The organism is Brachybacterium sp. GCM10030252 (assembly GCF_042666535.1).
In the GTDB taxonomy this organism is placed as follows: Bacteria; Actinomycetota; Actinomycetes; order Actinomycetales; family Dermabacteraceae; genus Brachybacterium.
In genome coordinates this window covers 136,170-162,099 of sequence record NZ_JBHTDM010000009.1, presented here as the reverse complement: position 1 = coordinate 162,099, position 25,930 = coordinate 136,170, and the positions used below count along the sequence as shown (strand labels likewise).

19 protein-coding genes are annotated in these 25,930 nt (G+C 72.9%); 5 read left to right on the top strand and 14 right to left on the bottom strand.

All coding sequences use genetic code 11. The features are described from left to right. Positions 1–53 precede the first annotated feature (53 nt). The gene (locus ACFQRJ_RS09360; RefSeq protein WP_377018754.1) at positions 54–434 is read left to right on the top strand and encodes a VOC family protein; all 381 of its coding nucleotides are present in this window, start codon (positions 54–56) and stop codon (positions 432–434) included. A 51-nt stretch (positions 435–485) separates the two neighbouring features. On the opposite strand, the gene ACFQRJ_RS09355 is transcribed toward ACFQRJ_RS09360, so the two are convergent. The 3 genes from ACFQRJ_RS09355 to ACFQRJ_RS09345 form a co-directional block, all read right to left on the bottom strand. Then, positions 486–995 (bottom strand): DinB family protein, encoded by a 510-nt coding sequence (locus ACFQRJ_RS09355; protein WP_377018753.1) that lies wholly within the window; start codon positions 993–995, stop codon positions 486–488. Positions 996–1,104: 109 nt separating this feature from the next. After that, complete coding sequence (locus ACFQRJ_RS09350; RefSeq protein WP_377018752.1) at positions 1,105–1,428, bottom strand: GNAT family N-acetyltransferase; 324 nt, start codon at positions 1,426–1,428, stop codon at positions 1,105–1,107. Positions 1,429–1,813: 385 nt separating this feature from the next. After that, the gene (locus tag ACFQRJ_RS09345) at positions 1,814–3,679 is read right to left on the bottom strand and encodes a hypothetical protein (protein WP_377018751.1); all 1,866 of its coding nucleotides are present in this window, start codon (positions 3,677–3,679) and stop codon (positions 1,814–1,816) included. Positions 3,680–3,932: 253 nt separating this feature from the next. Between ACFQRJ_RS09345 and ACFQRJ_RS09340 the strand changes: the two genes are divergently transcribed. Both ACFQRJ_RS09340 and ACFQRJ_RS09335 read left to right on the top strand, forming a co-directional pair. Beyond that, positions 3,933–5,126, top strand: a complete 1,194-nt coding sequence (locus tag ACFQRJ_RS09340) for a DUF1611 domain-containing protein (protein WP_377018750.1) — start codon at positions 3,933–3,935, stop codon at positions 5,124–5,126. Then, the gene (locus ACFQRJ_RS09335; protein WP_377018749.1) at positions 5,116–6,930 is read left to right on the top strand and encodes an ABC transporter transmembrane domain-containing protein; all 1,815 of its coding nucleotides are present in this window, start codon (positions 5,116–5,118) and stop codon (positions 6,928–6,930) included. The genes ACFQRJ_RS09340 and ACFQRJ_RS09335 overlap by 11 nt, the downstream gene beginning before the upstream one ends. 167 nt (positions 6,931–7,097) lie before the next feature. Here the strand turns inward: ACFQRJ_RS09335 and ACFQRJ_RS09330 are convergent, their stop codons facing one another. From ACFQRJ_RS09330 to ACFQRJ_RS09315, 4 genes are all read right to left on the bottom strand, one after another. After that, positions 7,098–7,721, bottom strand: coding sequence for a hypothetical protein (locus ACFQRJ_RS09330; protein ID WP_377018748.1), 624 nt, complete (start codon positions 7,719–7,721; stop codon positions 7,098–7,100). A gap of 124 nt (positions 7,722–7,845) precedes the next feature. Then, the gene (locus ACFQRJ_RS09325; RefSeq protein ID WP_377018747.1) at positions 7,846–8,598 is read right to left on the bottom strand and encodes a response regulator transcription factor; all 753 of its coding nucleotides are present in this window, start codon (positions 8,596–8,598) and stop codon (positions 7,846–7,848) included. After that, positions 8,595–10,175, bottom strand: coding sequence for an ATP-binding protein (locus ACFQRJ_RS09320; RefSeq protein ID WP_377018746.1), 1,581 nt, complete (start codon positions 10,173–10,175; stop codon positions 8,595–8,597). Before ACFQRJ_RS09320 ends, ACFQRJ_RS09325 begins: the two co-directional genes overlap by 4 nt. Positions 10,176–10,269: 94 nt before the next feature. Then, on the bottom strand, positions 10,270–13,812 hold the full coding sequence (locus ACFQRJ_RS09315; protein WP_377018745.1) for an efflux RND transporter permease subunit: 3,543 nt from the start codon (positions 13,810–13,812) through the stop codon (positions 10,270–10,272). Between the two features lie 229 nt (positions 13,813–14,041). Between ACFQRJ_RS09315 and ACFQRJ_RS09310 the strand changes: the two genes are divergently transcribed. Beyond that, a complete protein-coding gene (locus ACFQRJ_RS09310; RefSeq protein ID WP_377018744.1) occupies positions 14,042–15,424 on the top strand; it encodes an MATE family efflux transporter in 1,383 nt (460 codons plus the stop codon). Between the two features lie 183 nt (positions 15,425–15,607). Here the strand turns inward: ACFQRJ_RS09310 and ACFQRJ_RS09305 are convergent, their stop codons facing one another. The 5 genes from ACFQRJ_RS09305 to ACFQRJ_RS09285 form a co-directional block, all read right to left on the bottom strand. Continuing rightward, positions 15,608–16,699 (bottom strand): transglycosylase family protein, encoded by a 1,092-nt coding sequence (locus ACFQRJ_RS09305; protein ID WP_377018743.1) that lies wholly within the window; start codon positions 16,697–16,699, stop codon positions 15,608–15,610. A gap of 285 nt (positions 16,700–16,984) precedes the next feature. Beyond that, positions 16,985–17,743 (bottom strand): GolD/DthD family dehydrogenase, encoded by a 759-nt coding sequence (locus ACFQRJ_RS09300; protein ID WP_377018742.1) that lies wholly within the window; start codon positions 17,741–17,743, stop codon positions 16,985–16,987. A gap of 114 nt (positions 17,744–17,857) precedes the next feature. Then, on the bottom strand, positions 17,858–19,288 hold the full coding sequence (locus ACFQRJ_RS09295) for an MFS transporter (RefSeq protein WP_377018741.1): 1,431 nt from the start codon (positions 19,286–19,288) through the stop codon (positions 17,858–17,860). A gap of 83 nt (positions 19,289–19,371) precedes the next feature. Continuing rightward, positions 19,372–20,775 carry a M48 family metallopeptidase gene (locus ACFQRJ_RS09290; RefSeq protein ID WP_377018739.1) on the bottom strand — a complete coding sequence of 468 codons (1,404 nt, stop codon included), beginning with the start codon at positions 20,773–20,775 and terminating at the stop codon, positions 19,372–19,374. A gap of 147 nt (positions 20,776–20,922) precedes the next feature. Beyond that, positions 20,923–22,311 (bottom strand): aldehyde dehydrogenase family protein, encoded by a 1,389-nt coding sequence (locus tag ACFQRJ_RS09285; RefSeq protein WP_377018738.1) that lies wholly within the window; start codon positions 22,309–22,311, stop codon positions 20,923–20,925. A 98-nt stretch (positions 22,312–22,409) separates the two neighbouring features. On the opposite strand from ACFQRJ_RS09285, the gene ACFQRJ_RS09280 reads away from it, so the two are divergent. Further along, complete coding sequence (locus tag ACFQRJ_RS09280) at positions 22,410–23,513, top strand: TlpA family protein disulfide reductase (RefSeq protein ID WP_377018737.1); 1,104 nt, start codon at positions 22,410–22,412, stop codon at positions 23,511–23,513. Between the two features lie 3 nt (positions 23,514–23,516). Here the strand turns inward: ACFQRJ_RS09280 and manA are convergent, their stop codons facing one another. Next, a complete protein-coding gene (gene manA / locus ACFQRJ_RS09275; protein ID WP_377019002.1) occupies positions 23,517–24,719 on the bottom strand; it encodes a mannose-6-phosphate isomerase, class I in 1,203 nt (400 codons plus the stop codon). Positions 24,720–24,721: 2 nt separating this feature from the next. Next, entirely contained in the window at positions 24,722–25,921 is a 1,200-nt protein-coding gene (locus ACFQRJ_RS09270; protein WP_377018736.1) for a hypothetical protein, read from the bottom strand. Positions 25,922–25,930: the final 9 nt, after the last annotated feature.

The window sequence follows — 25,930 nt, the reverse complement described above, 5'->3', positions numbered from 1 at the left end:
CCGTCAGCCTGTTGGCCGGCTGGTCCGTCGGGCCCGGCGCCTACGGTGATGCCATGCCTGATGCCATCGCTCCGCTCGCGTCCATCTCGATCGACTGTCCCCGGCCCGACGACCTGGCCCCGTTCTACTGCGCGCTGCTGGGGCTCGAGGAGGCCTTCGCGACCCCGGGCCGCGAGGTCGTCTCCCTGGCGGGGGCGGGCCCGATGCTCACGCTGATGACGGCCGACGAGTTCACGGCCCCGCAGTGGCCGGAGGGTCCGCAGCGGGCACAGATGCACCTGGACCTGGCCGCGGAGGATCTCGAGGCCGCGGTCACCGCCGCCACGGAGATCGGCGCCCGCGAGGCCGATGCGCAGCCGGAGCCCTCGGCCTGGCGGGTGATGCTCGATCCCGTCGGACACCCGTTCTGCCTGAGCGCCGTGCGGCCGGACTGAGGCGACCCGGACTCCGGCCACGGCCCGTGCCGCCACCGGAGAGTCTCGAGATCAGGCCTTCTCGGGGACCCCGACGACGTACGCCGCCTGGCCGACGTGCTGGGCGGCGTCATCGACGATGCTCACCAGCCTCGCGCCACGCGTGACCGGCGGGTCCCAGCTGTCGTCGATGACCTCGCCCAGCGCGTCCTCGTCGAGGGTGTCGAGGTAGGCCAGCAGCGCCTCCGTCACGGCGGAGAGGTATTCCAGCAGCGGGCCGGGCTCCTCGGCGGTCACGGCGCGGGCCTGCTCGGCCGAGTCCCCGTAGCCGACCCGAGACCCTTCCTCCCCGAAGCCGGTGAGCTCTGCGAAGTCCTCGGAGACCCACAGCTCCTGGTGGTCGGCCAGATCCGCGAGCTGCGCATCGATCTCGCGGCCCGCGTGCCAGAGCAGCCAGGCGACGGAGTTCGGGTGTCCGCCCACATGGGCATTGAGCGTCTCGGCGTCGAGCTTGTCGCGCAGAGCCTCGGCGGCGTCGAGGGGGCGGGACGCTGCGTCACGAAGGATGTCGATTCCATTCATGCGCCCGACGCTACGCCGCAGCGCGGACTCGGTCGAGGGCCGGCCGCGAGGCCCGACCTGACGGTCATCTCCGCGCGCTCCGGCCCGCGCATCGCCGACCTCGCGCGGGTCACTCGTGCACGACGCCGCCGGCCTGCTCCGGGTGGCGCTGCAGCCAGCTCTCGATGAACGGGCAGATCACGACCACCGCCAGCGATTCGGATCGCGCCTCCGCCAGGACGGTGCGCACCAGCACCGACGCGACTCCCTCCCCGCGATGCTCGGGATCGGTGACGGTGTGGACGAGCTCGATCCGCCGGCGGGTTCGCTCATACAGGAGGATGCCGACGGTCGCGCCGTTCCGGACCGCCTCGTAGCGGCGGGAGGCAGCGTTGTGCCGTACGCGGATGTGCTCGTCCGGGCCATGCGTGTGCTCGTCGATGTCTACGCTCATCGCCCCGCGCCCCTTCCGGCCGATACCTCCACGGTACGTCAGAGGGCGGGTCGGCAGCAGTGCCGGATCCGCCTGTTGCGCCACCCGCAGCGATGCAGGACCCTTGGGGCCGCCCGCAGCAGAACCCTGCCCGACGCGCCACCCGCAGCAGTGCCGCACCTGCCTGGCCACCCGCAGCAGTCCCCTACCTGGCGCGTGGCACGAACATGTAGCTGAGCGGACCGTGCCCTCCTCTCACAGGGGTCTGGAGCCGCTCAGCAACACCTTTTTGCCAACAGCTCCGCGCCGGCGCTGGCTTGCCAACAGCCCGGCGCCGGCGCTGGTTTGCCAACGGCCCTGCGCTGGCGCCGGGGACGCCGGACCCAGGTGCCGGGCACCGTCGCGGTCAGGCGTCGCCGAGGCGCTCGAGCAGGGCGTCGACGCGGGCGACGTCGTCGGCCATCTCCAGGTGGGCCCAGCCGTCGCGGGCTCGTTTCGCCGCCCGCCGGGCCCGGTCGTGGATGCCGCGATCGGCGAGCATCTCGGCGTGCCGGTCATCGACATAGGCCGCCCAGTACCGGGCACGGGCGTCGTGACCGGCGGGCATCTCGTCGATGACCTGCATCGCCTCGCGACGGCGACGTTCGTACTCGGCCGCATCGGCAGCGCCGGGGGCGTCGGCGGCCCGGGCGGAATCCGCAGCTCCGGGGACGGGCGCGGCACCGGCGGCATCTCCAGTGTCAGCGGCACGGGCGGCCTCCTCGCGGGCCAGGGCGGTGCCGACCGCGATGAAGCGGCCCACCCGGGCGTCGACCCGGTGGTCCCACAGCAGCTCGGGGGGCAGCAGGGGCCGGCCACCCTCGGGGCGGGCACGGCGCTCGATCGCCCCGGCCACCTCGTCGGCCACAGCGGTCCGTCCCAGATCCAGAGCACGCCGCAGCACGAGCGCGTGCGCCTCGAGCTCGGTCCTGATCATCCTCGCGCGCTCGGCACGCGGGGTCGCGAGGTCGTCGGCCAGCCAGCGCGCCTCGGAGGCCACGCGGCGCAGCTCCTGGAGGGCTGCGGCGTGGTCGCCGGTGCGCTCGTGGATGCTCGCAGCCAGCCGGGAGGCCTCCAGCGCGCGGCGGTGATCGCGCTGCTGGTCGGCGATGCGCCGGGCCTGCTCGAGGGGCACCCACGCGGCCTCGTATCGCTCGGCCGCGATGCGCTGGGCCGCGACGGCGAGCAGCGGGCCGGTGCGCAGGGCGTCCCGCTGCAGGGAGCGCTGGAGGGAGGCGAGACGGCCGGCGGTGAAGGAGGCCTGGGCGGTGGCGCCGGCGGCCATCAGGGCCCGCAGCAGGTCGGTGATCAAGCCGATCCGCAAGGGCGGATCCTCGACGTCGTGGAGGGTCTCCAGGGCGTCCAGGGCGTGACGGGCCGCGTGCAGAGGGTGCTCGATGCCCAGGGTGCGGGCCAGCACGGCGTGGGCGGAGGTGGCGATGCGCGCGGGGTCGGGGAGGGGCCCTCCGGCCTCGGCGGCCTCCTGGTCGAGCACCTCGAGCACGTCGAGTGCGTGGGTGGTGGCGCCGGCGGGATCACCGACGGCTTCGAGGGCCTGGGCCATGCGCAGGCGCAGCTCCTTGTCGGGATCGCCCATGACCTTCTCGCGGACGGCGGGCAGGGCCTTCAGCGCCGCCCGGAGCCGGGTGACCGCGCGCCGCGGATCGGCCGCGCCGCGGGCCTCGTCGGCCCCGGGAAGAGAGGTCTGCTCGAGGCCACGGACCACGGCCAGCAGCTCCGGGGGCGGCTCGGCTCGCTGCCCGCGCCGCCGGCCCCTCGCGGCGGAGCCGGCCCCGTCCACGGCGGCCTTGGTGGCCGCGGCGGAGCGGCTGCGCACCGGGCCGCGCTCCAGCAGCACGGCCACGGTCGCCTGCGCCTGCTCGGCGAAGCCCGAGCGATGCAGCACGGAGACCATGTCCGCCGCGTCGCGATCCACCGCATCCGCATCGCCCATCAGCACGGCGCCGCGGAGGGCAGCGCGCAGCAGCGCCAGCCGGTCCCCGGGCTCCGCCGGCGCGGTGCGGAACTCCTCGGCGAGCGCGCGGGCGTCCCGGTAGCGCTCGGCGTGCACGAGATCACCCACCCGGTGCGCGGCTTCGAGCACGCTGCGCGGGAAGGGCAGGGGCAGTTCCGGGGGTCGCAGGGCGACCCTCAATTCCTCCATGCCGGGCGGACCTGCCTGGTCGCGACGGCCACCCGGTTCCGGGACGGTGGCGGCGCCGGAGATGATCACAGAGGGAACCTACCAATCCTCCGCTGAGAGGTCCCGAGCCCGCCCCGCCGCCCCGCGGACTCGTCGCCGGACCGCCCGGGTATGGCCCACAGGCGGCTCTCCGCCCCAGTAACACGCTGTGACCAGGGGAGATTCGTCTGAGAGTCCTCTCATCGGCGGCTCATCACCGGCTCATCCCCTCCCGATTCACTGCATCCCATCGCCCGCGGCTCTGGGCGGTCCGATCCAGAATGCAGCATCCCGAGGAGTCCCCATGACGATCCTGAACCAGGCCCCCGCGACAGCCCCCGCCACCACGACCTCCCCGGCCGACGCAGTCCTCTCCGCCGGGCCGGCGCGCAGCACGGACACGGCCGAGACGCCGCGGGCCCGGATCGAGCGCGCCAAGCACGCGTTCTCCACGCGGAGCGTCGGGGCGTTCCTGCGCCGCGCCGCGGACGTCGACCTGATCACCGCGGACCACACCCCGCGCGCAGGCGAGATCGTCCTGGCCCGCGTCACCTCCATCGGCCACCACAAGCGGCTCGAGGGCCCGACCTCCCGCCGCCAGGTCCTGTTCGTGGGCGACGAGATCGTGGTCGCCTACGGCAGCCGCTACGCCGCCGATCAGTTCCTCGCGACGGTCCCGGCCGACCTCGGCCCCGCTCACCTCGCGGCCGCCGGGGGACTCGCCTCGCGCGTGCTCGAGCAGCACGCCGGCGTCGGCTCCCCCACCGAGATCGAGCCCATCGGGGTCCTGCGCGATGAGCACGGTCCCCTCACCCTGTCTCGGGCCGCCGCGCATCGGATCGCGCCCGGGGTGGCCTCCCGTACCGATCGCCCCGCCCATCACGCGCCGGTGATCGCGGTGCTGGGGACGTCCATGAACTCCGGCAAGTCCACCGTGCTCGCCCAGCTCGCCCACGGTCTCGCCGCAGCCGGTCTGCGCGTCGCCGCAGGCAAGGCGACGGGCACGGGCGCCGGCAACGACTACAACCTCTTCCTCGACGCCGGCGCCCATCGGGTCCTGGACTTCACCGACTTCGGCTACGCCTCGACGTTCCAGCTCGGGGCCGACGAGGTGCGGGACCTGTTCCTGTCCATGGCCGACGAGCTCGCCGGTGGCGGTGCGGCGCCGGACGTGGTCCTGCTGGAGATCGCCGACGGGCTCTACCAGGGCGAGACCGCCCGCCTGCTGGGCGATGCGGAGTTCTGCCGGGTGGTGGACGAGGTGGTCTTCTCCGCGGGCGATGCGCTCGGCGCGGTCGGAGGGGTGGCGGCGCTGGCCACGCTCGGCCACGTCCCGAGCTTCGTCTCGGGCGTCCTGACCAGCTCCCCGCTGGCCACGGCCGAGTCCCGCCGGGCGCTCGAGATCCCCGTCGTGCCGACCTTCGACCTGGCCGATGCCGGCATCGCCCGCGGGCTGGTCGCCGACCTGCTCGGGAAGCACGGCGCCGATGCTGCGTGAGCGCCGGCGGGCATGGCGTGAGAGCGGGCGGGCATCGCGTGAGCGGGAGTCGGCCGAGCCGGCATCCCGTCAGCGCAACGGGCGCGAGCGGGAACCCCGTGAGGACGCCGACGGACTGCTGCGGAACCCGCCGCCGCTGCCTCCGCTGCTGCGGGGCGTGCGACGCCGCTGGCTGAGCGTCCTGGTGCTGCTGGGCCTCGGTCAGGCCGGGCTCGCGGCCCTGTCGGCGTGGGCGCTGGTCAAGCTCCAGGAGGCTCCGACGGGAGCCTCCCCGCTGCTGCTGCGGGCGCTGGTCCTGCTGGTCCTCGCCGCCCTCGCGGTCGGCGCGCTGAAGGTGCACGAGCGGGTGGTGGCCGAGAAGCTGGGTCAGGACTACGTCCATCAGCTGCGGCTGCACCTGCTCGGCGACGCCCTCACTCCCGGGCACGCGACCTCCCTGGGCGTGACCGTCGCCCGCACCACCAATGATCTCTCCGGGGTGCGCAACTGGGTCTCCCAGGGCATCGCCCCGCTCACGGTGGCGGTGCCGCTGATCGGCGGCAGCCTCGTCACCCTCGCCGTGCTCCACCCCGCGCTCGCCCTCGCGATGGCCGCTCCGCTGCTGGTGCTCGGCCTGTGCCTGGTGTTCTGGGCGCGCACCGCGCTGGTCAAGACGCGCCGGATGCGGCGCACCCGCGGCCGGCTCGCCTCCCGGATCGCCGACACGGTGACAGCGTCCGACGGGATCCTCGCCTCGGGCGGGACCCGCCGCGAGCTGCGCAACCTCCGGGACGCCTCGGGCCGCCTGGTCGAGATCGCGGTGGATCGCGCCGAGACGGTGGGGACCATCCGCGCCGGAGGGATCGTCGCCTCGACCCTGACCGCGCTGCTGGTGGCCGCCACCGGCGCCTTCCTGGGTCTCGCCCCCGGGATCACGATGGCGGCCATGGCCGTGGCCGGGATCGCCTCGACCCCCGTTCTCGAGATCGGCCGGATCGTGGAGTACCGCCAGACCTACCGGGCCGCGCGAATGGTGCTCGGGCCCGCCCTGGCCGGCGCGGCGGCCCGCCGTGAACAGGCCTCGGCACGTCGCCGGGCCGGTGCGGAGGCCGCCCCGCCGGTGATGCCACCGGCCGGGCAGGGAGCCGAGCGCCTCGTCCACCTCGAGCTGCCGGGCCTGACGGAGCCCGGTGATGCGCTGCGGGCGTGGGCCGGCGATCGGGTGCGGCTGGTCAGTGAGGACCCTGCGGCCCCGCGCGATTTCGTGCGACGGCTGCTCGAGCTCTCCCCCGGCCCGGAGGGTGCCGCTCCCGATGCGACGTGGGTGGCCGGTGAGAACCTGCGGGCTCTGCGCTCCAAGCGGGTGCGGATGCTGGTCGGCTACGCAGGTGCCGGCGCTGTCTTCGAGCCGGGCACGGTGGCACGGGCACTGCATTACCGCCGCCCCGACCTGGACGCGGCCCACGACCAGGAGATCCTGGACCTCGTCGGCCTGGACGTCTCCGCACTGCCCGATGGCGCCCGCACCCGTCTGCGACGCGGCGGCGAACCGCTGGGGCGCGGCGACCGCGCCCGGCTCGCCCTGGCCCGTGCCCTGTACGGGACGCCGCCGCTGCTGATCGTCGACGCCCTCGAGGGCGATCTGGATGACGACGGGCGCAGGATGCTGGAGCGGGTGCTGACCGGGTATCCCGGCATGGTCCTGCTGACCGGGTCCGATGACCTCGCCCGTCGGCTCGAGGCACGCGAATACCGGCTGCGCTCGCTCACGGCCGCCGAGCGCGGTACCACCGCCGGCGTCGGGACGGACAGCGAGGACGAGTAACGCCGAGACCGGTCGAGACCGGTCGAGATCGGTCAGTCCTCCAGGCGGGACCGGTCAGTCGCCCGGGCGAGATCAGTCAGTCGCCCCACGGGGAGACCGGTCAGTCGCCCGGGCGAGATCAGTCATTCGCCCCCAGGGGACGCGGTCAGTCGTCCAGGCGGGCGCGGTCAGTCGTCCTCGTCGTCCTCATCGTCGTCGTCCCCCTCATCGTCGTCGCCGTCGTCATCATCATCGTCGTCGGCGTCGGCGCTGCGGGTGGACGTATCGTCCTCGCACTCCCAGCCCCCGTCGTCCCACTCGCAGGTGTCGGAGGGGCGCTGCGTCGTGCCCGTGGAGGCGCCGTCCTCGCTGCTCGATGAGCCGCCGGCACCACTGGACCCGCTGGAGCTGCTGGAACCGCTGGAGCTGCCGGACCCCGAGGAGCTGCCCTGCCCGGAGCCGTCGGACTCGGGGGTTGCGGAGGGTTCCGGGGCCGGCTTCGGCGAAGGAGCCGGCTCGAGGGAGACCCCGTCGCCGGCGGAGGAGGCCTCCGAGCCCGAGGACCCGGCTCCGGCCTCGGCCTCCGGGATCTCCACGGACTCCTCCCCCGCGCTGTCGCCGGCCTGCGAGGACTCGGGCACGTCACCGGGCAGGCCACCGGAGGATCCGCCCCCGTCGGAGGCGGCGGCGTCCTCCTCCACGACGATGCCCGGACGGTCCACCCCCGTCTGCTCCACGGCGGGCAGCGCGGCGAGGCCGACCGCCGCGAGCGCGACAGCCAGGATGATTGCGGCGGTACGGAGAGCCTTCACGTCTTTCATGGTCCCCACCTGCGATGAAACGGGCGTGAACTCGTCATGAGAGGCCTCTCATGTGCTGGCCGCGCCCCAGGCATCACGGGCCGGGGTGCGCGTGGCCGGCTCGTCAGGCGGGGCCTCACGCGCGCGGATCCACGAGTTTGTACCCGGCGCCGCGGACGGTCACGAAGCGACGTGCGCCCAGCTTGCCGCGGAGGTATCCGACGTACACGTCGACCACGTTCGAGGCGCCGTCGTAGTCGTAGCCCCAGACCCTCGACAGCAGCAGGTCGCGGGTGAGCACCTGACGGGGATTCTCGAGGAACACCCGTGCCATCGTGAACTCCCGCGAGGACAGCTCGACCGAGCGCTCCGGACCGGCCGCGCCGCCGGACTCCTCGGCCCGGTCGGCGGGCGCGCCCTCGCCGTCCCCGTCGGCCGGCTCGTCGCGGAACGTGGCGACCCGCGTGCGCAGGTCCAGACGCAGGTCCCCGAGCTCGAGCACATCGCTGCCGGCCGCGCCGGCGCCCGCCGTCGCCTCGCGCGCACGCAGCTTCACCCTGGCCAGCAGCTCCTCGAAGCGGAAGGGTTTGGCGATGTAGTCGTTGGCGCCGGCCTCGAGCCCCTGGACCGTGTCCTCGACCCCGGTGCGAGCGGTGACCATGAGGATGGGAAGGTCCACCTCCATCTCCCGCAGCGCCCTGAGCACCTGGAAGCCGTCCATCCGCGGCAGTCCCACATCGAGGATCAGCAGGTCGAAGTCGCCGCTGGAGGCGAGGTCCAGTGCGCTGATGCCGTCCTCGACCACGCTCGAGGCGTACCCGTTGGCCTTGAGCCCGCGCTCGACGAATCGTGCGATCCGTGCTTCGTCCTCGGCGATCAGGATCCTCATCGGCGGCCTGCTCCCTTCGTCTGCGGCGCCTGCGTGCCCGCGCCGGTGCCCGTCGGTCCAGTATCCCCGGGCTCGACCTCCCCCGGCCCGCCCGGCCCGCTCCCCGCCGGCCGCGCATGCTGCGGGATCACGATGGTGAACGTGGAGCCACGGCCGGGCTGCGAGGACAGGCGCACGTCCCCGCCGTGGCCCTGCGCGATCGCCTGCACGATGGGCAGGCCCAGGCCGGTGCCCGAGCCGCGGTCGTTGTCGACCCGAGCGAACCGCTCGAAGATCCGCTGCTGGTCCTGCTCGGCGATGCCGACGCCCTCGTCCTGCATGCTGAGGTGGATCTCCGGGCCGTCCGGTCCCAGCACCCGGTCCACCGCGAACCGCACCCTGCTGCCCTCCTCGCTGTAGCGCGCGGCATTGGCGGCGAGCTGGACGATGGCTTGCGTCAGGCGCTGTTCGTCGGCGTCGGCCGTGACGTCCGCGGCCCGGTCCAGCACCCAGTCGCGGTCGGCGATGTGCTCCATCCGTGCGAGCGCGGAGCGGGCGAAGGCGGCCAGGTCCACGGGCCGGGTGCGCACGTAGTCGGGACGGGTCGAGGCCGCCAGCTCCGAGAGGTCCCCGACGACGCGTCCCATGCGGTCGAGCTCGTCCATGGCGATCTCGTGGGCCTCGCGCACGTCGGCGGGGTCCTCGGCGTCGGCCGTCTCCAGGGTCCCGTGCACGATCGTCAGCGGGGTGCGCAGCTCGTGGCCGACGTCGCTCATGAAGCGCCGCTGCTCGGCGAACCCCGCCTGGATCCGTTCGAGCATCCGGTTGAAGTTGCGGGCCAGAGCGGCGATGTCGTCCTGTCCCTCGGGCACGAGGACCCGGCGGCCGAGGTCGTCGACCGTGATCTCCTCCGTCGCAGCGCGCAGCGTCTCCAGCGGTCTGAGCAGTCGCCCCGTGACGAGGTAGCCGACCCCGCCGGCCACGATCAGCGTCACCACGGACAGCGCCGAAAAGGTGGCCACGGACCGCCACAGCTCCTGCTTCTGAGCGCCGATGTCATTGGCGACCACAAAGATCCCCTCCGAGTCGTCCCCCGCCACCTGTACGGAGGCCACCAGGGCCTTCACCTCGCGTCCGTCGACGTCCAGACTGGTGGAGACCGTGCGGCCCGGCTCGTGCACGGCCAGGATGTCCTCCAGCACCGTCGGCGACTCGGCGGGCCCTTCTGCGACCAGGTCGAAATCCTGTGCCTGCGGCTTGTACAGCGGCTCGCCGTCGATCACGGCCAGCACCGATTCGTTGTCCGAGGGCGCCGCGGACTCCGTGGCGGCGTTCAGCACGCTGTCCACGGAGGTGTGGACGTGGGAGCCGTCGTCCTCGGTGGCGTTCGCGATCAGATCCAGCTCGCGCAGCTCCTGCTCCAGCTCGGCCTCCACGCGGTCCTCGAGCACACCGAACTGGGACGCATAGGTGAGCAGGCCGGTGACGGCGAGCCCCACCACCATGAAGGCGAGCACCACGGACAGCACGCGGGTGCGCACCGACCACCCGCCCGTCGCGGCACCGGCGAGCGACTCGCGCAGGCTCTGCAGGGGCATGGTCGCATCGTAGGGGACGGGCTGCGCCGGGGACCGGCAGCGGTCGGCGCAGGCCCGTCAGCCGCGAAGCGGCCGGTGCCGCGTCACGAGCCGGTCAGTCACGCCCGCGACGGCGTCGGATGATCCCGACGATGCCGCCGCGCTCCTTGAGCGAGCGCCGCGTGCCCCGGTGGCCGCTGCCCTCGCTCGGCGCGACGCCCTCCCGTGCGGTGGAGCGCTCCCCCGCGGCGGGGTCCTCTCCAGCGGCAGGGTCCTCTCCCGCGGCGGGGTCCTCTCCCGCGGCGGGGTCCTCTCCCGACGCGGGCGCCGGCGCCGGGGACCCGGCGGGGTTGACGGAGCGGCTGCTGCGGGTGCGCCGCTCCTCGCTGCGCCGGGTCTCCTCCTGCTCGGCCGCGGCCCGCTCGCGGGCCTCGCGGTGGCGTGCCTCGCGCAGCTCGGCCAGCCGAGCCTCCTCGCGGAGCCGGCGCCGCTCCCCCGGGCCCTCGGCGATCCGGTAGAGCACCGGGACGATGACCAGCGTCAGCAGGGTCGAGGAGACGAGACCGCCGATCACGACCACGGCCAGCGGCTGCGCGATGAACCCTCCGTTGCCGGTGATGCCCAGCGCCATCGGGATCAGCGCGAAGATCGTCGCCGCCGCGGTCATCAGGATCGGCCGCAGCCTCTTGCCGGCCCCGCGATGCAGTGCCTCCTCCAGGCTCATGCCCTGCCGGCGGTACTGGTTGACCAGGTCGATCAGCACGATCGCGTTGGTGACCACGATGCCCACGAGCATCAGCAGGCCGATCATCGAGGGCAGGCCCAGCGGGACCTGGGTGATGATCAGCAGCCCGAGAGCGCCGGTGGCGGCGAAGGGGATCGAGACCAGCAGGATCAGGGGCTGGACGAGGGACTTGAAGATCCACACCAGCAGCACGTACACCAGCAGGATCGCGGCGAGCATGGCGATGCCGAGCTGGCCGAAGGTCTCGTTGATGTCCTCGGCGGTGCCGCCGACGGTCGCGTCGACGCCGTCGGGCAGGTCGGCGTCCTCGATCGCCGCGTTGGCCGCGTCGGTCGCATCGCCCACGTCCTCACCCTCGGGGGTGACGGAGACCGTGACGGTCTCCAGTCCGTCCTGGGTGGCGATCTGGGGGCGGGACTGCTCCTCCTCGACCGAGGCGATGTCGGTCAGCGGGATCCCCCCGGCCAGCTCGAGGCCGCGGAGCTCGTCCAGGGTGTCCACGCTCTCGCCGCGCTCGACGTAGATGTCCAGCTCGTCGTCGTCCAGGGTGATGGTGCCGATGGCCCCGGGGTACATCTGTGCCGCGACCATGCCGATCACGGTGTCCTCGGTCAGCCCCAGCCGGCCGGCGGCCTCCCGATCGACGGTGACCACCGCGGTGGGCTGATCGGCCTGCAGGTCGCTGGTGACCTCCTCGACGCCCTCGGGAACCGGGTCGAGCTCGGCGAGGATCGCGTCGTTCGCGTCCTGGCGGGCCTCGGAGGTGGGGCCGGTGATCAGGATGTCGATCGAGCTGGAGCCGGTGGGGGAGGCGACGTCGGCCGCTTCGACGGTGCCGGAGTCCGGGAGGTCCTCCAGGGCGGCGACCATGTCCTCCTGGACGGCGGCCTGGTCGGCGTCGGTCTCGGTGGTGATCGAGTAGCTGATCTCGTTCTCGGCGCCGCCGCCCCCGAAACCGGTCGAGCCGCCGCCGATGGTGGTCTGGACCGTCTCGACCCCGTCGACCTCGAGCAGCGCCTCTTCCGCCTCGGAGGCCTTCTCGGAGGACTGCTGCAGGCTGGTCCCCGGGGGCAGGGTCTGGGTGAGGGAGGCGATGTTCTGCCCGGTGTCCCCCAGGAAGTTGACGTTGACCAGCGGGATCAGGAACACGGTGGCGACCAGCACGGCGACGGAGGCGGCGAGCGTGAGCAGCCGGCGCAGCAGCGAGTCGAGGGTGATGTGGAGGATGCGGTCGTACAGGCGGTGCAGCCAGCCGCGCTCCTCGCGGGCCTCGGACTCCTGGCGGATTCGGGCGGCCTCGGCGGCGTCGGCGGGATCGAGGTCCTCGTGGCCCTTCGGGGAGCGCAGGAACCAGTAGGCCAGAACCGGCACGATGGTCAGCGCCACCAGCAGGGAGCTGAGCATGGCGATACCGACGGTCAGCGCGAAGGGCCGGAACAGCTCACCGGCCAGGCCGGAGACGACCGCGATCGGCAGGAACACCACCACCGTCGCCAGGGTGGAGGCGGTGATCGCGCCGGCGACCTCCCCGGTCGCATCGAGGATGGCGCGCATCTTGGCCTTGCCGTAGGCGAGGTGACGGGTGATGTTCTCGATCACCACGATCGAGTCGTCGACCACGCGGCCGATGGAGATGGTCAGCGCCGCCAGGGTCAGCATGTTCAGCGTGTACCCGGTCACCAGCATGCCGATGAAGGCGATCAGCAGCGAGGTGGGGATGGAGATGGCGGTGACGACCGTCGGCCGCACCCGCCGCAGGAACAGCAGGATCACGCCGACGGCGAAGATCAGCCCCAGCAGGCCCTCCTCGGCGAGCGCCACGATCGATTCCTCGATGAACGGCGCCTGATCGAAGACGACGTCGCTCTCGGCGTTGCCGCCCACGTCCGGCAGGGTGTCCGCCAGCACGCCCTCGACGTCCTCGGAGATGTCCACGACGTTGCCGTCTGTGGTGGCGGTGACCATCACGACCAGCGACTCGCGGCCGTTGGTGCGGGAGATCGAGGTGGCCTCCTCGGTGGTGCGATCGACGGTGGCGACCTCCGAGAGGGTGACCGGTTCCTGCGGCTGGGCCTGGGCGTCCTGGCCCGGCAGTGCCTCCTCGCCCGACTGAGGGTCCTCGCCGGCCTGCCCCGGCTCTGCTTCCTGGCCCTCGCCCTGCTGGCCGTCGCCGGCCGGGAGCAGTTCGATGGTCTCGAGACTCTCGATGCTGTCCAGGGACTGGCCCAGGACCACGTCGAGGCTGCGGTTCTCGTCGGTGACGGTGCCGCCGGGCACGGACAGGCCGTGCTCGTCCAGGGCGGTCGCGATGTCGTTCTCGGTGAGCCCGTTGTCGGCCAGGGCCGCCTCGTCCGGGCTGATCCGCACGATCTCCTCGGGCGCGCCGATCACGGCGACCGAGGAGACACCCTGGACCCGCTCGAGCTCCTCCGTCACGGAGGCGTCCAGCCGGGTGGCGAGCTCCGTCGGCTCCAGATCGGAGGAGACGGAGACGACGACGGCCGGCAGGTCGCTGGTGCCGCCGGAGATGACCTGGGGCTCGGCGTCCTCGGGCAGCTGGTCCTCGATGCGGGTCAGGGCCGCGTCGACCTGGTTGGTCGAGCGCGCGACGTCCGTGCCGTAGGTCAGCTCGACCGTGACCATCGAGGTGCCGGCCTGCGAGGTCGATGAGGTCGATTCGACGTTCTCCAGCCCGCTCAGGGCCTGCTCGATAGGGCGGCTGATGCGCTCCTGGACCTGCTCCGAGGAGGAGCCCGGTGCAGGAGTGACCACCTGGATCTGCGGGAGCGCGACGGAGGGGATGAGCTCCTGACGCATCGTCGTCATCGCGAAGGCACCGATGATCGACACGGCGATGCAGACCAGGGCGATGAAGGAGCGGTTGTTCAGGCTCAGACGGGCGAGGCGGTTCATCGTGCTCCTCGAGCGGTGCGATGCGTGCGGCGGCGAAGCGGCACGGCAGGTCCCGCGCCCGGAGGAATCGGCGGCGGGCCCTCCACGCCGAACTGTTCCATACGAATCTGTATCGGTGTATCCGACGTCCGTAGGAGAATCCAGGTCCGTCGGTCGGCCGCCCCGCAGCCCCCGTTCTGCTCTCCGGGGCGATTTTCCGGGCCGTGCGCCCTGGGAGGACAATGGGACCGTGCCCGACCCCGCATCTCCTGGTTCCACCTCCCCCGCTGCCACCGGTCCGGCCTCGAAGGCCGCCGCCCGCCGCGTCGTCGACCGCGACATCCTAAGGCTGGCCGTGCCCAGCCTCGGCGCGCTGATCGCCGAGCCGCTGTTCCTGCTGGTGGACTCCGCGTTCATCGGCCGGGTCGGCACCGTCTCACTCGCCGGCCTGGGCCTGGCCTCCGCGGTGCTGACCACGGTGATCGGGCTCTCGGTGTTCCTGGCCTACTCGACCACGGCGTCGGTGGCGCGGGCGTTCGGGGCCGGCCGCACCCGCGAAGCGATCGCGCGCGGCGTCGACGCCTGCTGGCTGGCGCTGATGATCGGCGCGGGTGCGCTGATCCTGCTCGCCGTCGGCGGCCGCTGGATCCTGGCCCTGTTCGGGCCCTCGCCCGAAGTGCTCGACGAGGCGACGACGTATCTGCGCCTGAGCGCGTTCGGGGTGCCGGCGATGCTCGCCGTGCAGTCCGCGACCGGACTCCTGCGCGGCCTGCAGGACGCGAAGCTGCCGCTGATCGTCGCCGTCTCGGGCGCGGTGGTGAACATCCCGTTGAACTGGACGTTGATCTTCGCCCTGGATCTGGGGATCGCGGGCAGCGCCCTCGGGACGGTCATCGCGCAGTGGGGCATGGCCGGGGTGCTGCTGGTGCTGGTGTCCCGCGCCGCGCGTCGCCACGGTGCACCCCTGCGGCCGCACCTCGGGCAGGTCGCCTCGGCCGGCCGCGAGTCGGTGCCGATGTTCGTGCGCACCGTCTCGCTGCGCGTGGTGCTGCTGGCCGGGACGCTCGTGGCCACCCAGCTCGGAGCCGTGCAGCTGGCCGCCCACCAGATCGCCCTGACCGTGTTCAACCTGCTCGCCCTCGCCCTCGACGCCCTCGCGATCGCGGGCCAGGCGCTGACGGGGAGGTTCCTCGGCGCGGCCGATGCCGCCTCCGTGCGCGCGGTGACCCGCCGGCTGATGGTGTGGGGCGTCGGCGGGGGCGTGGCCACCGGGATACTGCTGCTGGCGGCCAGCTACGTGATCCCAGGTCTGTTCACCCCCGACGTCGCGGTGCAGGAGAACCTGCGCGCGGCCTTGTGGATCCTCATGATCGCCCAGCCCGTGGCGGGCTACGTGTTCGTGCTGGACGGGGTGCTGATGGGCGCGGGAGATGCTCCCTACCTGGCCAAGGCCGGCGTCCTCAACGCGGCCGTCACCCTGCCTTTCGCAGCGCTGGTCTACTACTCCGACTGGCACGGGGCGTGGGCCCTGGCCGCGCTCTGGGTGGCGTGCACGCTGATCTTCATGATCGCCCGCGCGGTGACTCTCGGAGTGCGCGTGCGCAACGACGCCTGGATGCGGCTGGGCGGGTGAGCGGCTACACGGCTGAGGCGTGATCAGCCGGGCATCGTCGCCAGCATCGACCCGGCATCGACACGGGGGATGGCACGACCATGTAGTGGAGCGGCATCTGCCCTCCCCTGAGAGGGGGCAGATGCCGCTCAGCTACACCTTCGTGCCAGTGGGCTCGTGCCTGATGCCGGCCCAGCAACCCGCTCAGTGGGAGTTGAGGAACTCCTGGAGCGCCTTGGTCGTCGAGTAGCTGTTGCGGAAGTCCCACACGCCGTTGCTGCTGTGGCCCATGGCGGCGCGCAGCTTGGCGGTGGTCTCCGAGCCGATCTTGCCGTCGACCTCCGCACCGATCTTCGCCTGGAGAGCCTTGATGTCGCTGGTCGAGAGCGAGCCGTCGGCGCTGACGCCGATCCAGGACTGCAGAGCCGCCGTGGTCCTGGGGCCGAACTTGCCGTCGACCACGAGGTCGGCGGAGCTGCTCGAGCCGGAGCCCTCCGAGCCGGAGCTGCTGGGCGTGCTCGCGGCGGGGGCGCCGTCGTTGAGGAACTGCTGGAGCGCCTTGGTGGTGGAGTAGCTGGTGCGGAAGTCCCAGGTGCCGTTGTCGCTGAGCCCGATCGTGGTGCGCAGCTTGCCGGTGGTCTCCGAGCCGATCTTGCCGTCCACGCTCGCGCCGACCTTGGCCTGCAGCGCCTTGATGTCGCTGGTCGAGAGCGAGCCGTCGGCGCTGACGCCGATCCAGGACTGCAGAGCCGCCGTGGTCTTGGGGCCGAACTTGCCGTCGACGGCGAGTGCACCGGAGGTCTCGGACGGGGCGCCGGTGCTCGTGCCGCCGCCGGTGGAGCCGCTGCTGGAGCCCCCGGCGGGCTGCGCATCGGGGTCGGCCCCGCCGTTGGACCTGGTCAGGCCCGCCTTGGCACCGCAGGTGGGCCAGGCGCCGGGGCCCTGCTCGGCGAGGGTGCGCTGGGCGACCGCGATCTGCTCGGCCTTGGTCGCGTCGTCGGCGCTCGAGGCGTACTCGCCGCCGCCGAAGGCCGTCCAGGTGGAGCTGGAGAACTGCAGACCGCCGTAGTAGCCGTTGCCGGTGTTGATCGACCAGTTGCCGCCGGACTCGCACTGGGCGACCTCGTCCCACACGGACTGGTCAGCGGTGGCGACACCGGCGCCGCCGATGCTCAGCCCGGCGGCCACGACGGCGCCGCCGGTGGCAGCGGCCATCTTGGGCGCCACGCGAGCTCCGCGGAAGTAGACGGCGCCGCCGTCGGCGCGGTGGGAGGGGGTGCGGCGTGCAGTGGCCATGGGAAGGCTCCTCGGGACACGGGGGAAGGGGCGGGAGCGGGAAGCTGTCGACCGGCGGACCGGCGATGCTCCCCTGCTGCGGGCTGGTGGCCTGCGCTCCGTACCGGGGCACCCTCTACGTTGCCTGGCCCGGAGCACCGGGAATAGCCTTCCTGACCAATCCCGACCGCGGTTTTTGCCCGATTTTTACCGGACGCGCAGGAAATGTCCTTCGAGGCGAGCCCCTGGAAGGGCTATTGGCCTCGGCCGGATCTCAGCTCGGCGAGGGGCACTGCAGACCCGGGATCAGATCACGGAACGGCCGCCGTCGACGCGCACATTCTCGCCGGTGATCATGGCGGCGTCCCGGCCGGCGAGGAAAGCGACCAGGGAAGCGACCTCACCGGGGTCGGCGAAACGCCCCGCCGGGATCTCCTCGCGGGCTTTCGCCCCTTTCTCCCCCACCCAGATCTCGCGGGCGAGAGCGGTGTCGACGATGGTCGGGGAGACGGCATTGACGGTGACGCCGCGCGAGGCCCATTCCACCGCGAGCACTCGGGTGAAGCCCAGGATGCCCGCCTTGCTGGCGGAGTAGGCGGCGTGCTCGGCCAGTCCGATCTCGGCGGCCTGGGAGGCGATGGAGACGATGCGCCCGTAGCCGGCCTCGAGCATGGCGCGGCCGGCGGCCTGGGCCATGAAGAAGCTGCCGGAGAGGTTGACCGCGAGCGTGGCCTGCCAGTCCTTCGCCGGGACCTGCTCGCCGGGGGCGAAGCGGCCGATGCCGGCGGAGTTGACGAGGACGTGGGGCGCTCCGAGCTCCGTGGTCACCCGGGAGACGGCCTCGGAGGCTGCGTCCGCGTCGGAGATGTCCGCGCTCACGGGCAGGTGGCCGGCGCCGGGCAGGGCGGCGACCGCCTCATCCAGGCCGGAGGCGATGTCGACGCCGGCGATGCGGGCCCCGCGTTCGGCCAGATGGGTCGCGATGGCGTGGCCGATACCGGAGGCAGCGCCGGTGATGATCGCGATCTGGCCGGCGAAGTCGTGGGAGGTGAGGTCAGTGGTCACGGAGATCGTCCTCTCGCGGCTGGTCGGTCCTTGTGCAGACTCTTCTGTCTGTTCCCCGCCACGCTACCCGCGCCTCGGCGGGATTCACCGCCTGAGAGCCCTGCCGCCGCGACGTCACAGCGCTCCCGGGCTGGACTTCTCGCGGGCCCGGTCGGCGACGCTGACGGCCATGGCCACGAGGGTCAGCGCCATGATGATCGCGATCGCGATGATGAACGCCTCGAGCCACGCGTGGCCGCCCTCGGTGAGGGCGAAGATGACACCGGGGATCATCGCGGTGCCGATCGCCGCGCCGGTGCGTTGGCCCAGCTGAAGGATCCCGCCGGCCACGCCCCCGAAGCGGGGGTCGACCGAGTGCAGGGTCAGGGTCTGGTTCGGCGAGATGATCATGCCCTGACTGAAGCCCATCAGCATCAGCGGCGCGGCCAGCCACCAGAACGCGATCGCCCCGCTCTCGACGAAGCCGGCCAGAAGGGCGGTGCCCAGCAGGCCGGTGAAGGCGATGGCGAACCCGGCAATCACCAGGCGGCGGCCGAGTGCGAGCACGTACCGGCCGGCGACCTGCGAAGTCACTGCGGCCGCGGCCGAGGACGGCAGGCCCATCAGGGAGGCCTCGAAGGCGGAGTGCTCGAGGTGCATCTGCAGGTACAGCGGCACGATGATCCACACACTGGTGGCGCCGAGGAAGTAGATCGAGACGATGAGGATGCCGTTGCGGAATGCGCGGGAGGTGAAGATCGCGGTGTCGACCATCGGCGGCCGGCCGGAGAGCTTGTAGCGCTGCTCCCACCACCACCACAGGCCCAGCACCGCCAGGCCGACGGGGAAGGACAGCCACACCAGCGGGCTGACGCCGCGCTCGAGGAACGGCAGCATCACCCCGAGGATCGCCACGCACAGCAGCACGGTGCCGACGGGGTCGAGGTCCGGGCGACGCGTAGCCCGGACGTGGTCGTCGGGGATGACCTTGAAGGCGCCGGCGATGGCGGCGATGCCGATCGGGACGTTCATCAGGAACATCCATCGCCAGCCCTGGTCGGGGCCCAGCACCTGGATCAGCAGGCCGCCGATGACGGGGCCGACGGCGGTGGCGACGGCGACCGTGGTCGCCAGCAGCGCGAAGGCGCGGGCGCGGTCCTGGCCGCGGAAGTGCTGCTGGATCAGCGCGACCGTCTGCGGGTTCAGCAGCCCCGAGCCGACGCCCTGGAGGATGCGGGCGGCGTTGAGCACCTCGACCGACGGGGCGAAGCCGCTGAGCAGGGAGCCGATCGTGAACACGGCGATGCCGACGATCAGCATCCGGCGCCTGCCTGTGGCGTCCCCGGCGCGGCCGGCGGGCACCAGCAGCATCCCGAACGCCAGCGCGTACCCGGAGATCACCCACTGCAGCCCGCCCGTATCGGCCTCGAGGCTCTCACCGATGGCGGTGAGGGCGACGTTGATGACGCTCACGGCCACCAGTGCCATGAACAGCGGCGCCAGGAGCACCGCGAGGAGGGGCTTGCGGCGCACCGTCTGGGCCGGTGCGTTGGGGTCGGGAGTCACATCAGCAGGATAGGCACTCCCTCCAGCGTCCGTTCAGCCGCCGCCCGCCGCTCGTGGTGGGAGGAAGGTCTGCCGGGCAGCTCCTACCCCGTCCATCCCGTCGGCCCTCTCGGCCCTGTGCGCCCGAAGGGATCCGCGCCGGCGTCGGGCTCCGTGCCGTCGGCGTCGTCGCGGTAGGGTCCCGGTGGGATCACGTAGTCGGTGCGATCCGACAGCAGCGGCGCAGAGACCTGCAGGGATCGCAGCGGGGGACGTGAGGAGTAGTCCGCGCCGGGGAAGCGGCCGAACTGGTCGCCGGTCCCGGCCGGCCGGGTCCGATCCGCGGCCTCGAGCATGGCCATGGCGTCCCCGGGGGTGGGGAACTTCGAGGACCACACGTGTCCCGGAGGCAGCGGCGAACGGAACAGCGCACCGCCCGGTCGGGTCCACAGGGACCCGGGCTTGGAGCGATCACGCAGAGCGTGGGCTCGCCACGTGATCACCGGGTGGGAGGACAGCCAGTTGACCCAGTGGACGAAGAAGCTGGGATCGGTCGCGGCGCGATCGGCGACCTCGTTGACGTTGACCTCGGCATTGAGGTATTTGCCGCCCGAGAGGACACCGATCACGCCCGGTGCACCCTCCGGCGCGAAGCTGTAGCCGAAGTTGTCGGCCGTGTACTCCTGGGCTCGGGAGAACGCGGAGCCCAGGATCGGGATCATCCGCAGCACGTTGACGAAGACCAGTCGGAAGTAGGAGACGTGGCCGGCGGCGAGGTGGCCCACCTCGTGCCCGATGACGAAGCGCAGTGCCTCCCGGTCACGGTTCTCTCCGCCGACCTCGAACATGTCCGAGTGGATCACCACGAAGCGACGGAAGCCGTGGCCCGCGGCGAAGGCGTTGACGACTCCGTTGCCCATCAGCACGTAGGCATCGGGGACCCGGCGCATGCCGTACTGCTGGGCGGCCTCGACCACCATCCGATACCCCTCGGGGAACTGGGTAGGGCTCATGCGCACGGCCGTGGCCCGCATCCGCGCGTACATCACCGCACGCGCCCACCAGGCCAGGATCGGGAACAGCGGGAGGATCGCCACGAGCTGGAGGGCGAAGGGGATGAACCCCACATACCGCCACAGCTCGCTGACCGTCGCCTCACCCTCCAGGACCTGCAGCACGACGGTCGAGACCATGAGGGCGATCCACCCGGCATAGGTCAGAACCGTCAGTCCGATGCCGACGGCCAGGAGAGGCAGCTCCCACGGGTGCCGGATCCGTCTGCGACCGAGTACCCCGTGCGTGGTCGCACCGTTGATGAGGTTCGGGTCCTCGGGCCGGCTCCGGCCGGAGGGCCCGGGGTTCGGGGACGCTCCGAAGGGGCCGGGTGACCCGGGCCCCGAGGGGATGCCACCGTGCGGCGGTCCACCCGAGGGCGGACTGCCCGGCGGCATTCCTCCCGGCGGCTGGGCGCCGGGGAACGACGGCAGTCCTGGAGGCGGTTGGGTCATGGCGCGCACGCTCCTTCGGTCCATCGGCCTGCAGAGGCCTTCGACGACGATAGCCTCGCGCGGCCCGATGCGCCCTGAACGAGCGCTGGACTGTGGACGAGAACCTGGGCTCCCGCGTCGCCCGGGCCGCGAGGCACTCCACCCGGGTCAGCGGAGCACGCGCCCCAGCAGTCTCCGCTTGAGGCCGCGATAGGGCGGGTAGACCAGGCGCAGGGTGTCCGGCCGCAGGGGTTTGCGGACCACCGGTTTGGCGTGGGTGAAGGTCTCCAGGCCGGCCCGCCCGTGGTACGCACCGGAGCCCGAGGCGCCGATCCCGCCGAACGGCATGGTGGGTGAGCCGACGTGGGCGAGGGTCATCCCCAGCGCCAGGGACCCCGAGGAGGTCTCCGCGGTGAAGCGGTCCTCGACCTCCCGGCGGCCGGTGAACACGTAGGCGGTCAGCGGCTTCTCGCCGGCGCGGATCCGGACGATCGCCTCGTCCGGGCCCTCGACGGTGAGGATCGGCAGCACGGGGCCGAAGATCTCCTCCCCCATCACCGCATCGCCCTGCTCCACACCGGTCATGATCGTCGGCGGGAGGTAGCGGCTCGCGCGGTCGGCGCCGGCGGTGCCGCCGAGGGCGACCTTGTCGTCGTCGATCAGGCGCAGCACACGGTCGAAGTGGTCGGTGGAGATCATGCGTCCGTAGTCCGGGGAGCGCTCGGGCCGGGCACCGTACATCTCCCGCACGGCCCGCCGCAGGTGCGGGACCAGCTTCGTCGCCGTGCGCGGAGTGGCCATCAGGTAGTCAGGGGCCACACACGTCTGGCCGGTGTTGGTGAACTTCCCCCACACGATGCGGCGCGCGGTCCGGGCCAGATCCACCCCGTCGTCGACGAAGACCGGGGACTTCCCGCCCAGTTCGAGGACGGTCGGGGTCAGGTGCTCCGCGGCGGCGCGGGCGACGATCCGGCCGACGGTGCTGCCGCCGGTGTAGAAGATGAGGTCGACGCGCTGTTCGAGCAGGGCGGAGGTCTCGTCGGCCCCGCCCTCGACCACCCGCACCCAGGCCGGATCCAGATGCGTGCGCACGAGGTGCGCGATCGCCGATGAGGTGGCCGGGGCGAGCTCGCTGGGGGTCAGGATCGTGGTGTTCCCGCCGGCGATCGCGCCGATCAGCGGGGCCAGGGCCAGGTTCAGCGGATAGTTCCAGGGCGCGATGACCAGCACCAGCCCGAGCGGTTCGCGGTGCAGCTCGGCCCGGGAGGGCGCCTGCAGCGGCCCCAGCGGGAACCGTTCGGGGCGCAGCCAGGAGCGCAGGTGCCGGCGCACGTGCGCGATCTCCTGGGTCAGGACCCCGAGCTCGGTGATCACGCTCTCGGTGCGGGATTTGCCGAGGTCCTCGGCGAGAGCGCTGGTCAGGCGGCGGTGCTCGGCGCGCAGTCCGCGGCGCAGGGCCTCCAGCTGGGCCAGGCGGGCCTCGACCCGGCGGGTGGTGCCGGCGTCGAAGGACTCGCGCAGGGCCGTGATGTCCGCGGCGGGATCGTGGGTCGGCATGGGTCCACGATAGGAGTTCGGGGATATTCTCGAAGAATGCCCGACCCCCGCTCCCGAGCCGCCCGCCGCCGCCTCTCGACCCACCACGGAGCGCGGCGATGACTGTCCTGGTCACCGCGCCGATCCTGCTGACCATGACGCTGCTGGTCTCCGGGCTGGCCAAGCTCGGTCAGCGCGACATCACCGCCGACGCGATGGTCTCGCTGCGCCTGCCCGCCCGCTCGTGGCACCCGGCCATCGCCACGGTGCTGCCGGTCGCGGAGATCGTGCTGGCTCTGGGCCTGTGGGTGCCGGTCGTGCCGCTGCAGACGGTGGTGGCCGCTCTGATCGCCGTGCTGATGGTGACGTATCTGGTGATCATCGCGCGGGCGCTCACCGTCGACGAGGCGGTGGAGTGCTCGTGCTTCGGCACCCTGGGCTCGCCGACGGTCTCCCGCGGCACGCTGTACCGCAACGTGCTGCTGAGCGTGCTGGGACTGCTCACGGTGGCGCTGGCCGCCGCCGGCGACCTCACCCGGATCCTCGTGTATCACCCCCTGGCGCTGCTGGCCTGGGTGCTCGCGGTCGCGACGGCCGTGGTGCTGACGGGGCTGGCCCTCGGCGGCCTCGAGCCGGAGGCAGGAAAGACCCGGTCGGTCCCCGATAGCGAGAAGGCCGGGCAGAGCCCGTCGGCCTCCGGCGGCGAGGAGGTCGAGCAGGATGAGCTGCTGGACTATGAGCGCGCGGCGATTCCCGCGGGCGTGCTCCAGGAGCGCTCCGGGGAGCTGATCACCCTGCGCCGGCTCAGCGCCCGGCAGGCGGTACTGCTGGTGTTCGTCTCCGAGGGGTGCGGCCCGTGTGAGCGCGTGATCGACCAGGTGGCCGGCTGGCACCGTGACCTCTCCGCCTACATGCAGGTCAAGGTCGCCTTCTCGCGGCCCGTGGAGCAGTTGCGCGAGCGCACCACCCAGCGCGTGGGCGAGCACGTGCTCTACGACCCGCAGTTCAGTGCCCGAGAGGCGCTCGGCGGACGCACCGCTCCCTGCGCGGTGCTGCTGGGGGCCGACGGGCTGCTCGCGGGTGGCCCCGTCACCGGCGGCACCGCGGTGATCGAGTTCGTCGACGAGATCCGCGAACAGCTCCGCCTCGCCCAGGAGGACGGGGAGCTGCCCGCCGCCCCGGAGGACGGAGAGCTGCCGGCGCCGCAGGACCGGGCGACCTGAGCGTCAGGGCACGCTGGCCTGCGCGAACCGGCCCCTGCCACCGGCCCGCAGGGGCCCGTCGGCCGCCGGGACGAACGCGGCGCCGCCCGCGGGCAGCAGGTGCGTGCCGCCGCGCGTGCCGAGCAGGACCTCCCCCTCGAGCCCGAGCACGATCCTCGGCCCGGTCCCGGGGATCGGATGGCACGGCTGCGGCGGACCGGTAGGGTCCGAGAGCTCGGTGAGGGCGAGCTCGAAGTCGTCGACGGGCGCGTAGTAGGCGACCGACGTGGCGTTCTGCCGCTCGGGGGCGACGCGCAGCGGGGGCGCGGCGGTGACGGAGACGCACTGGAGGACCTCGTCGGCGTCGACCTTCTTCGGGGTCAGTCCGGCTCGCAGCACGTTGTCGCTGGCGGCCATGACCTCCAGGCCCATGCCGTGGAGGTAGGCGTGCAGCGCCCCGGCAGGGACGAACATCGCCTCCCCGGGCTCCAGCGTCACCGGGTTCAGCAGCAGCGCGGCGACGACGCCGGGGTCGCCCGGGTGGTGCTCGGCCAGCAGCGAGACGAACCGGTCGATCCGGGGTGAGGGCGAGCTGCCAGCCGCCGACCGCGCCCGGCAGGCAACGACCACCTCGGCGACCTCCTCCGCCGTCGGGCGCATGGACGCGGAGACCAGGGTGCGGAAGGCGGCGCGCATGCCATGGGCCGTCGGGCTGCCGACCAGCAGCCCGTGCAGCCGGTCCGTGAGGTCGGTGCCCAGCCCCTCGAGGATCGCGGCGGCCCGGCGCGGGGTGCGGAATCCGCACAGCGCGGTGAAGCGGGTCAGGGCGACGAGCATCTCCGGTTTATGGTTCGCGTCGCGGTAGGTGCGGCGCGGGGAGTCCAGGGCGAGCCCGGCGGCGTTCTCCGCGGCGAAGGATTCCGCAGCGTGCTCGCGCGTGGGATGGACCTGCAGGGACAGCGGCCGCTCGGGGGCGATCACCTTCAGCAGGAACGGCAGGCGGCCCTGGAAGGCGCGGCCGACGTCCTCCCCCAGCAGGGCCGGGCCGTCCGCGGCGATCACCGCGTCCAGGCGCCCGCCGCCGGGGATCGTCGCGGGAGCCAGCGGGTGCGCGCCGAACCAGGCCTCGGCCCACGGGGTGCCGTCCGCCTCGCGGCCCAGGAACTCCGGCAGCGCCGTCGTCGATCCCCAGGCGTAATGCTGCAGCCGGCCGTCCAGGCCCAGAATGCTCACGCACCGCCCTCGAGGATCTGGGCGATCAGGCGAGCGGGTTCGTCGGCCGCTACCGGCGGCGCGGGGGTCGCGGGGCCGCCGGCGCGGCGCATCCCGTACCGCTCCCAGTACTCGTGCACCCACGACGGGGCGCGCGGGGCGTGGACCCAGGCGGGCAGGCCCCGCACCGCAGCCTCGAGCACCTCGGGGGAGAACACCGAGACGACCGGACGGCCCAGCTCCGCCACCGTCGCGGCCGGGTCCTCGAGATCGATGCCGCGGCGGCGCAGCACGGTGTGGACGCCGCGGGCGACGGGATCCCTCTCGCCCGGCCCGGGCCGGTACGAGGCACCGGCGGAGCGGCAGACGGAGTACGCGGCGCCGGCGGTGACCCGGCGGGGCAGCTCGAGGGCGTCGAGCTGGCCGAGGAAGACGGGGCGCTCATCACTGGGGTCGGTCTCGCCCGCGGCTGTGCCGGCCTCATCGGGGGCAGGGCCGGTCCCGGCGATCGCGTGGCCCGGCCCGGCGGTCGCGCGGCCCGGCCCGGCGGTCGCGTGGCCCGGCCCGGCGGGACCGGCCACGTCGTGCGCGGCCTGCCACAGCCATTGGGAGCCGACGGTGCGCACCTCGAGGTCGTCGCGGCCGGAGCGGTGGAACTCGGCGTCGGCGTCGCTCCACGCCAGCAGGGTGGTCTGCGGTGGGAGCGGCGGCGTGTACGGGGTCACGGCGGTGTGCTGGACGACGGCACTGGGGACGTCGGCCTCCAGCGCCCACTCGTGGACCAGCCGGCCCACGGGCAGGTGCCATCCCAGCGTGATGGCCGAGGTGATGCCGCGGCCCTCGAGACCGGCGCGCGCCGCGGGGAGGTTCTCGCGCTCCCAGTCGGTGCCGGCGAGCTCGGGCAGCTCGATCGACGCCGGTGCCAGCACGTCCACGGGAACGTGGAGGTAGGGCAGGGCGGTGAGCAGAGCGTCGCGGGCGGCGGCCGTGGCGGAGTCGACGCCGACCAGGATCCGGCCGCTGCCCTCGCCCGAGCGGGAGTGCAGCACCAGCGAGCTCGCGGCCGCGCCTGTGCTCTCCCGTGCTGTCCGGGCCGCCTTCCCCGGTCGCGCGGAGCGCACCAGGCCGGCCACGGCAGCTCGCGCGGCGTCGGTCCGGCTCCGGCTGCCGCGCCACTCCTGCCAGCGCTCCAGGCTGCGCGGATGGATGAGGGTCATGATCTCCCG

Excerpts from the sequence above, each read along its gene's own strand:
- ACFQRJ_RS09340 (WP_377018750.1), top strand. The coding sequence starts at position 3,933 with ATGACGATCCTGAACCAGGCCCCCGCGACAGCCCCCGCCACCACGACC.
- ACFQRJ_RS09290 (WP_377018739.1), bottom strand. The coding sequence starts at position 20,775 with ATGACCCAACCGCCTCCAGGACTGCCGTCGTTCCCCGGCGCCCAGCCG.
- ACFQRJ_RS09355 (WP_377018753.1), bottom strand. The coding sequence starts at position 995 with ATGAATGGAATCGACATCCTTCGTGACGCAGCGTCCCGCCCCCTCGAC.
- ACFQRJ_RS09285 (WP_377018738.1), bottom strand. The coding sequence starts at position 22,311 with ATGCCGACCCACGATCCCGCCGCGGACATCACGGCCCTGCGCGAGTCC.
- ACFQRJ_RS09325 (WP_377018747.1), bottom strand. The coding sequence starts at position 8,598 with ATGAGGATCCTGATCGCCGAGGACGAAGCACGGATCGCACGATTCGTC.
- ACFQRJ_RS09320 (WP_377018746.1), bottom strand. The coding sequence starts at position 10,175 with ATGCCCCTGCAGAGCCTGCGCGAGTCGCTCGCCGGTGCCGCGACGGGC.
- ACFQRJ_RS09335 (WP_377018749.1), top strand. The coding sequence starts at position 5,116 with ATGCTGCGTGAGCGCCGGCGGGCATGGCGTGAGAGCGGGCGGGCATCG.
- ACFQRJ_RS09280 (WP_377018737.1), top strand. The coding sequence starts at position 22,410 with ATGACTGTCCTGGTCACCGCGCCGATCCTGCTGACCATGACGCTGCTG.
- ACFQRJ_RS09350 (WP_377018752.1), bottom strand. The coding sequence starts at position 1,428 with ATGAGCGTAGACATCGACGAGCACACGCATGGCCCGGACGAGCACATC.
- ACFQRJ_RS09360 (WP_377018754.1), top strand. The coding sequence starts at position 54 with ATGCCTGATGCCATCGCTCCGCTCGCGTCCATCTCGATCGACTGTCCC.
- ACFQRJ_RS09305 (WP_377018743.1), bottom strand. The coding sequence starts at position 16,699 with ATGGCCACTGCACGCCGCACCCCCTCCCACCGCGCCGACGGCGGCGCC.
- ACFQRJ_RS09315 (WP_377018745.1), bottom strand. The coding sequence starts at position 13,812 with ATGAACCGCCTCGCCCGTCTGAGCCTGAACAACCGCTCCTTCATCGCC.
- ACFQRJ_RS09270 (WP_377018736.1), bottom strand. The coding sequence starts at position 25,921 with ATGACCCTCATCCATCCGCGCAGCCTGGAGCGCTGGCAGGAGTGGCGC.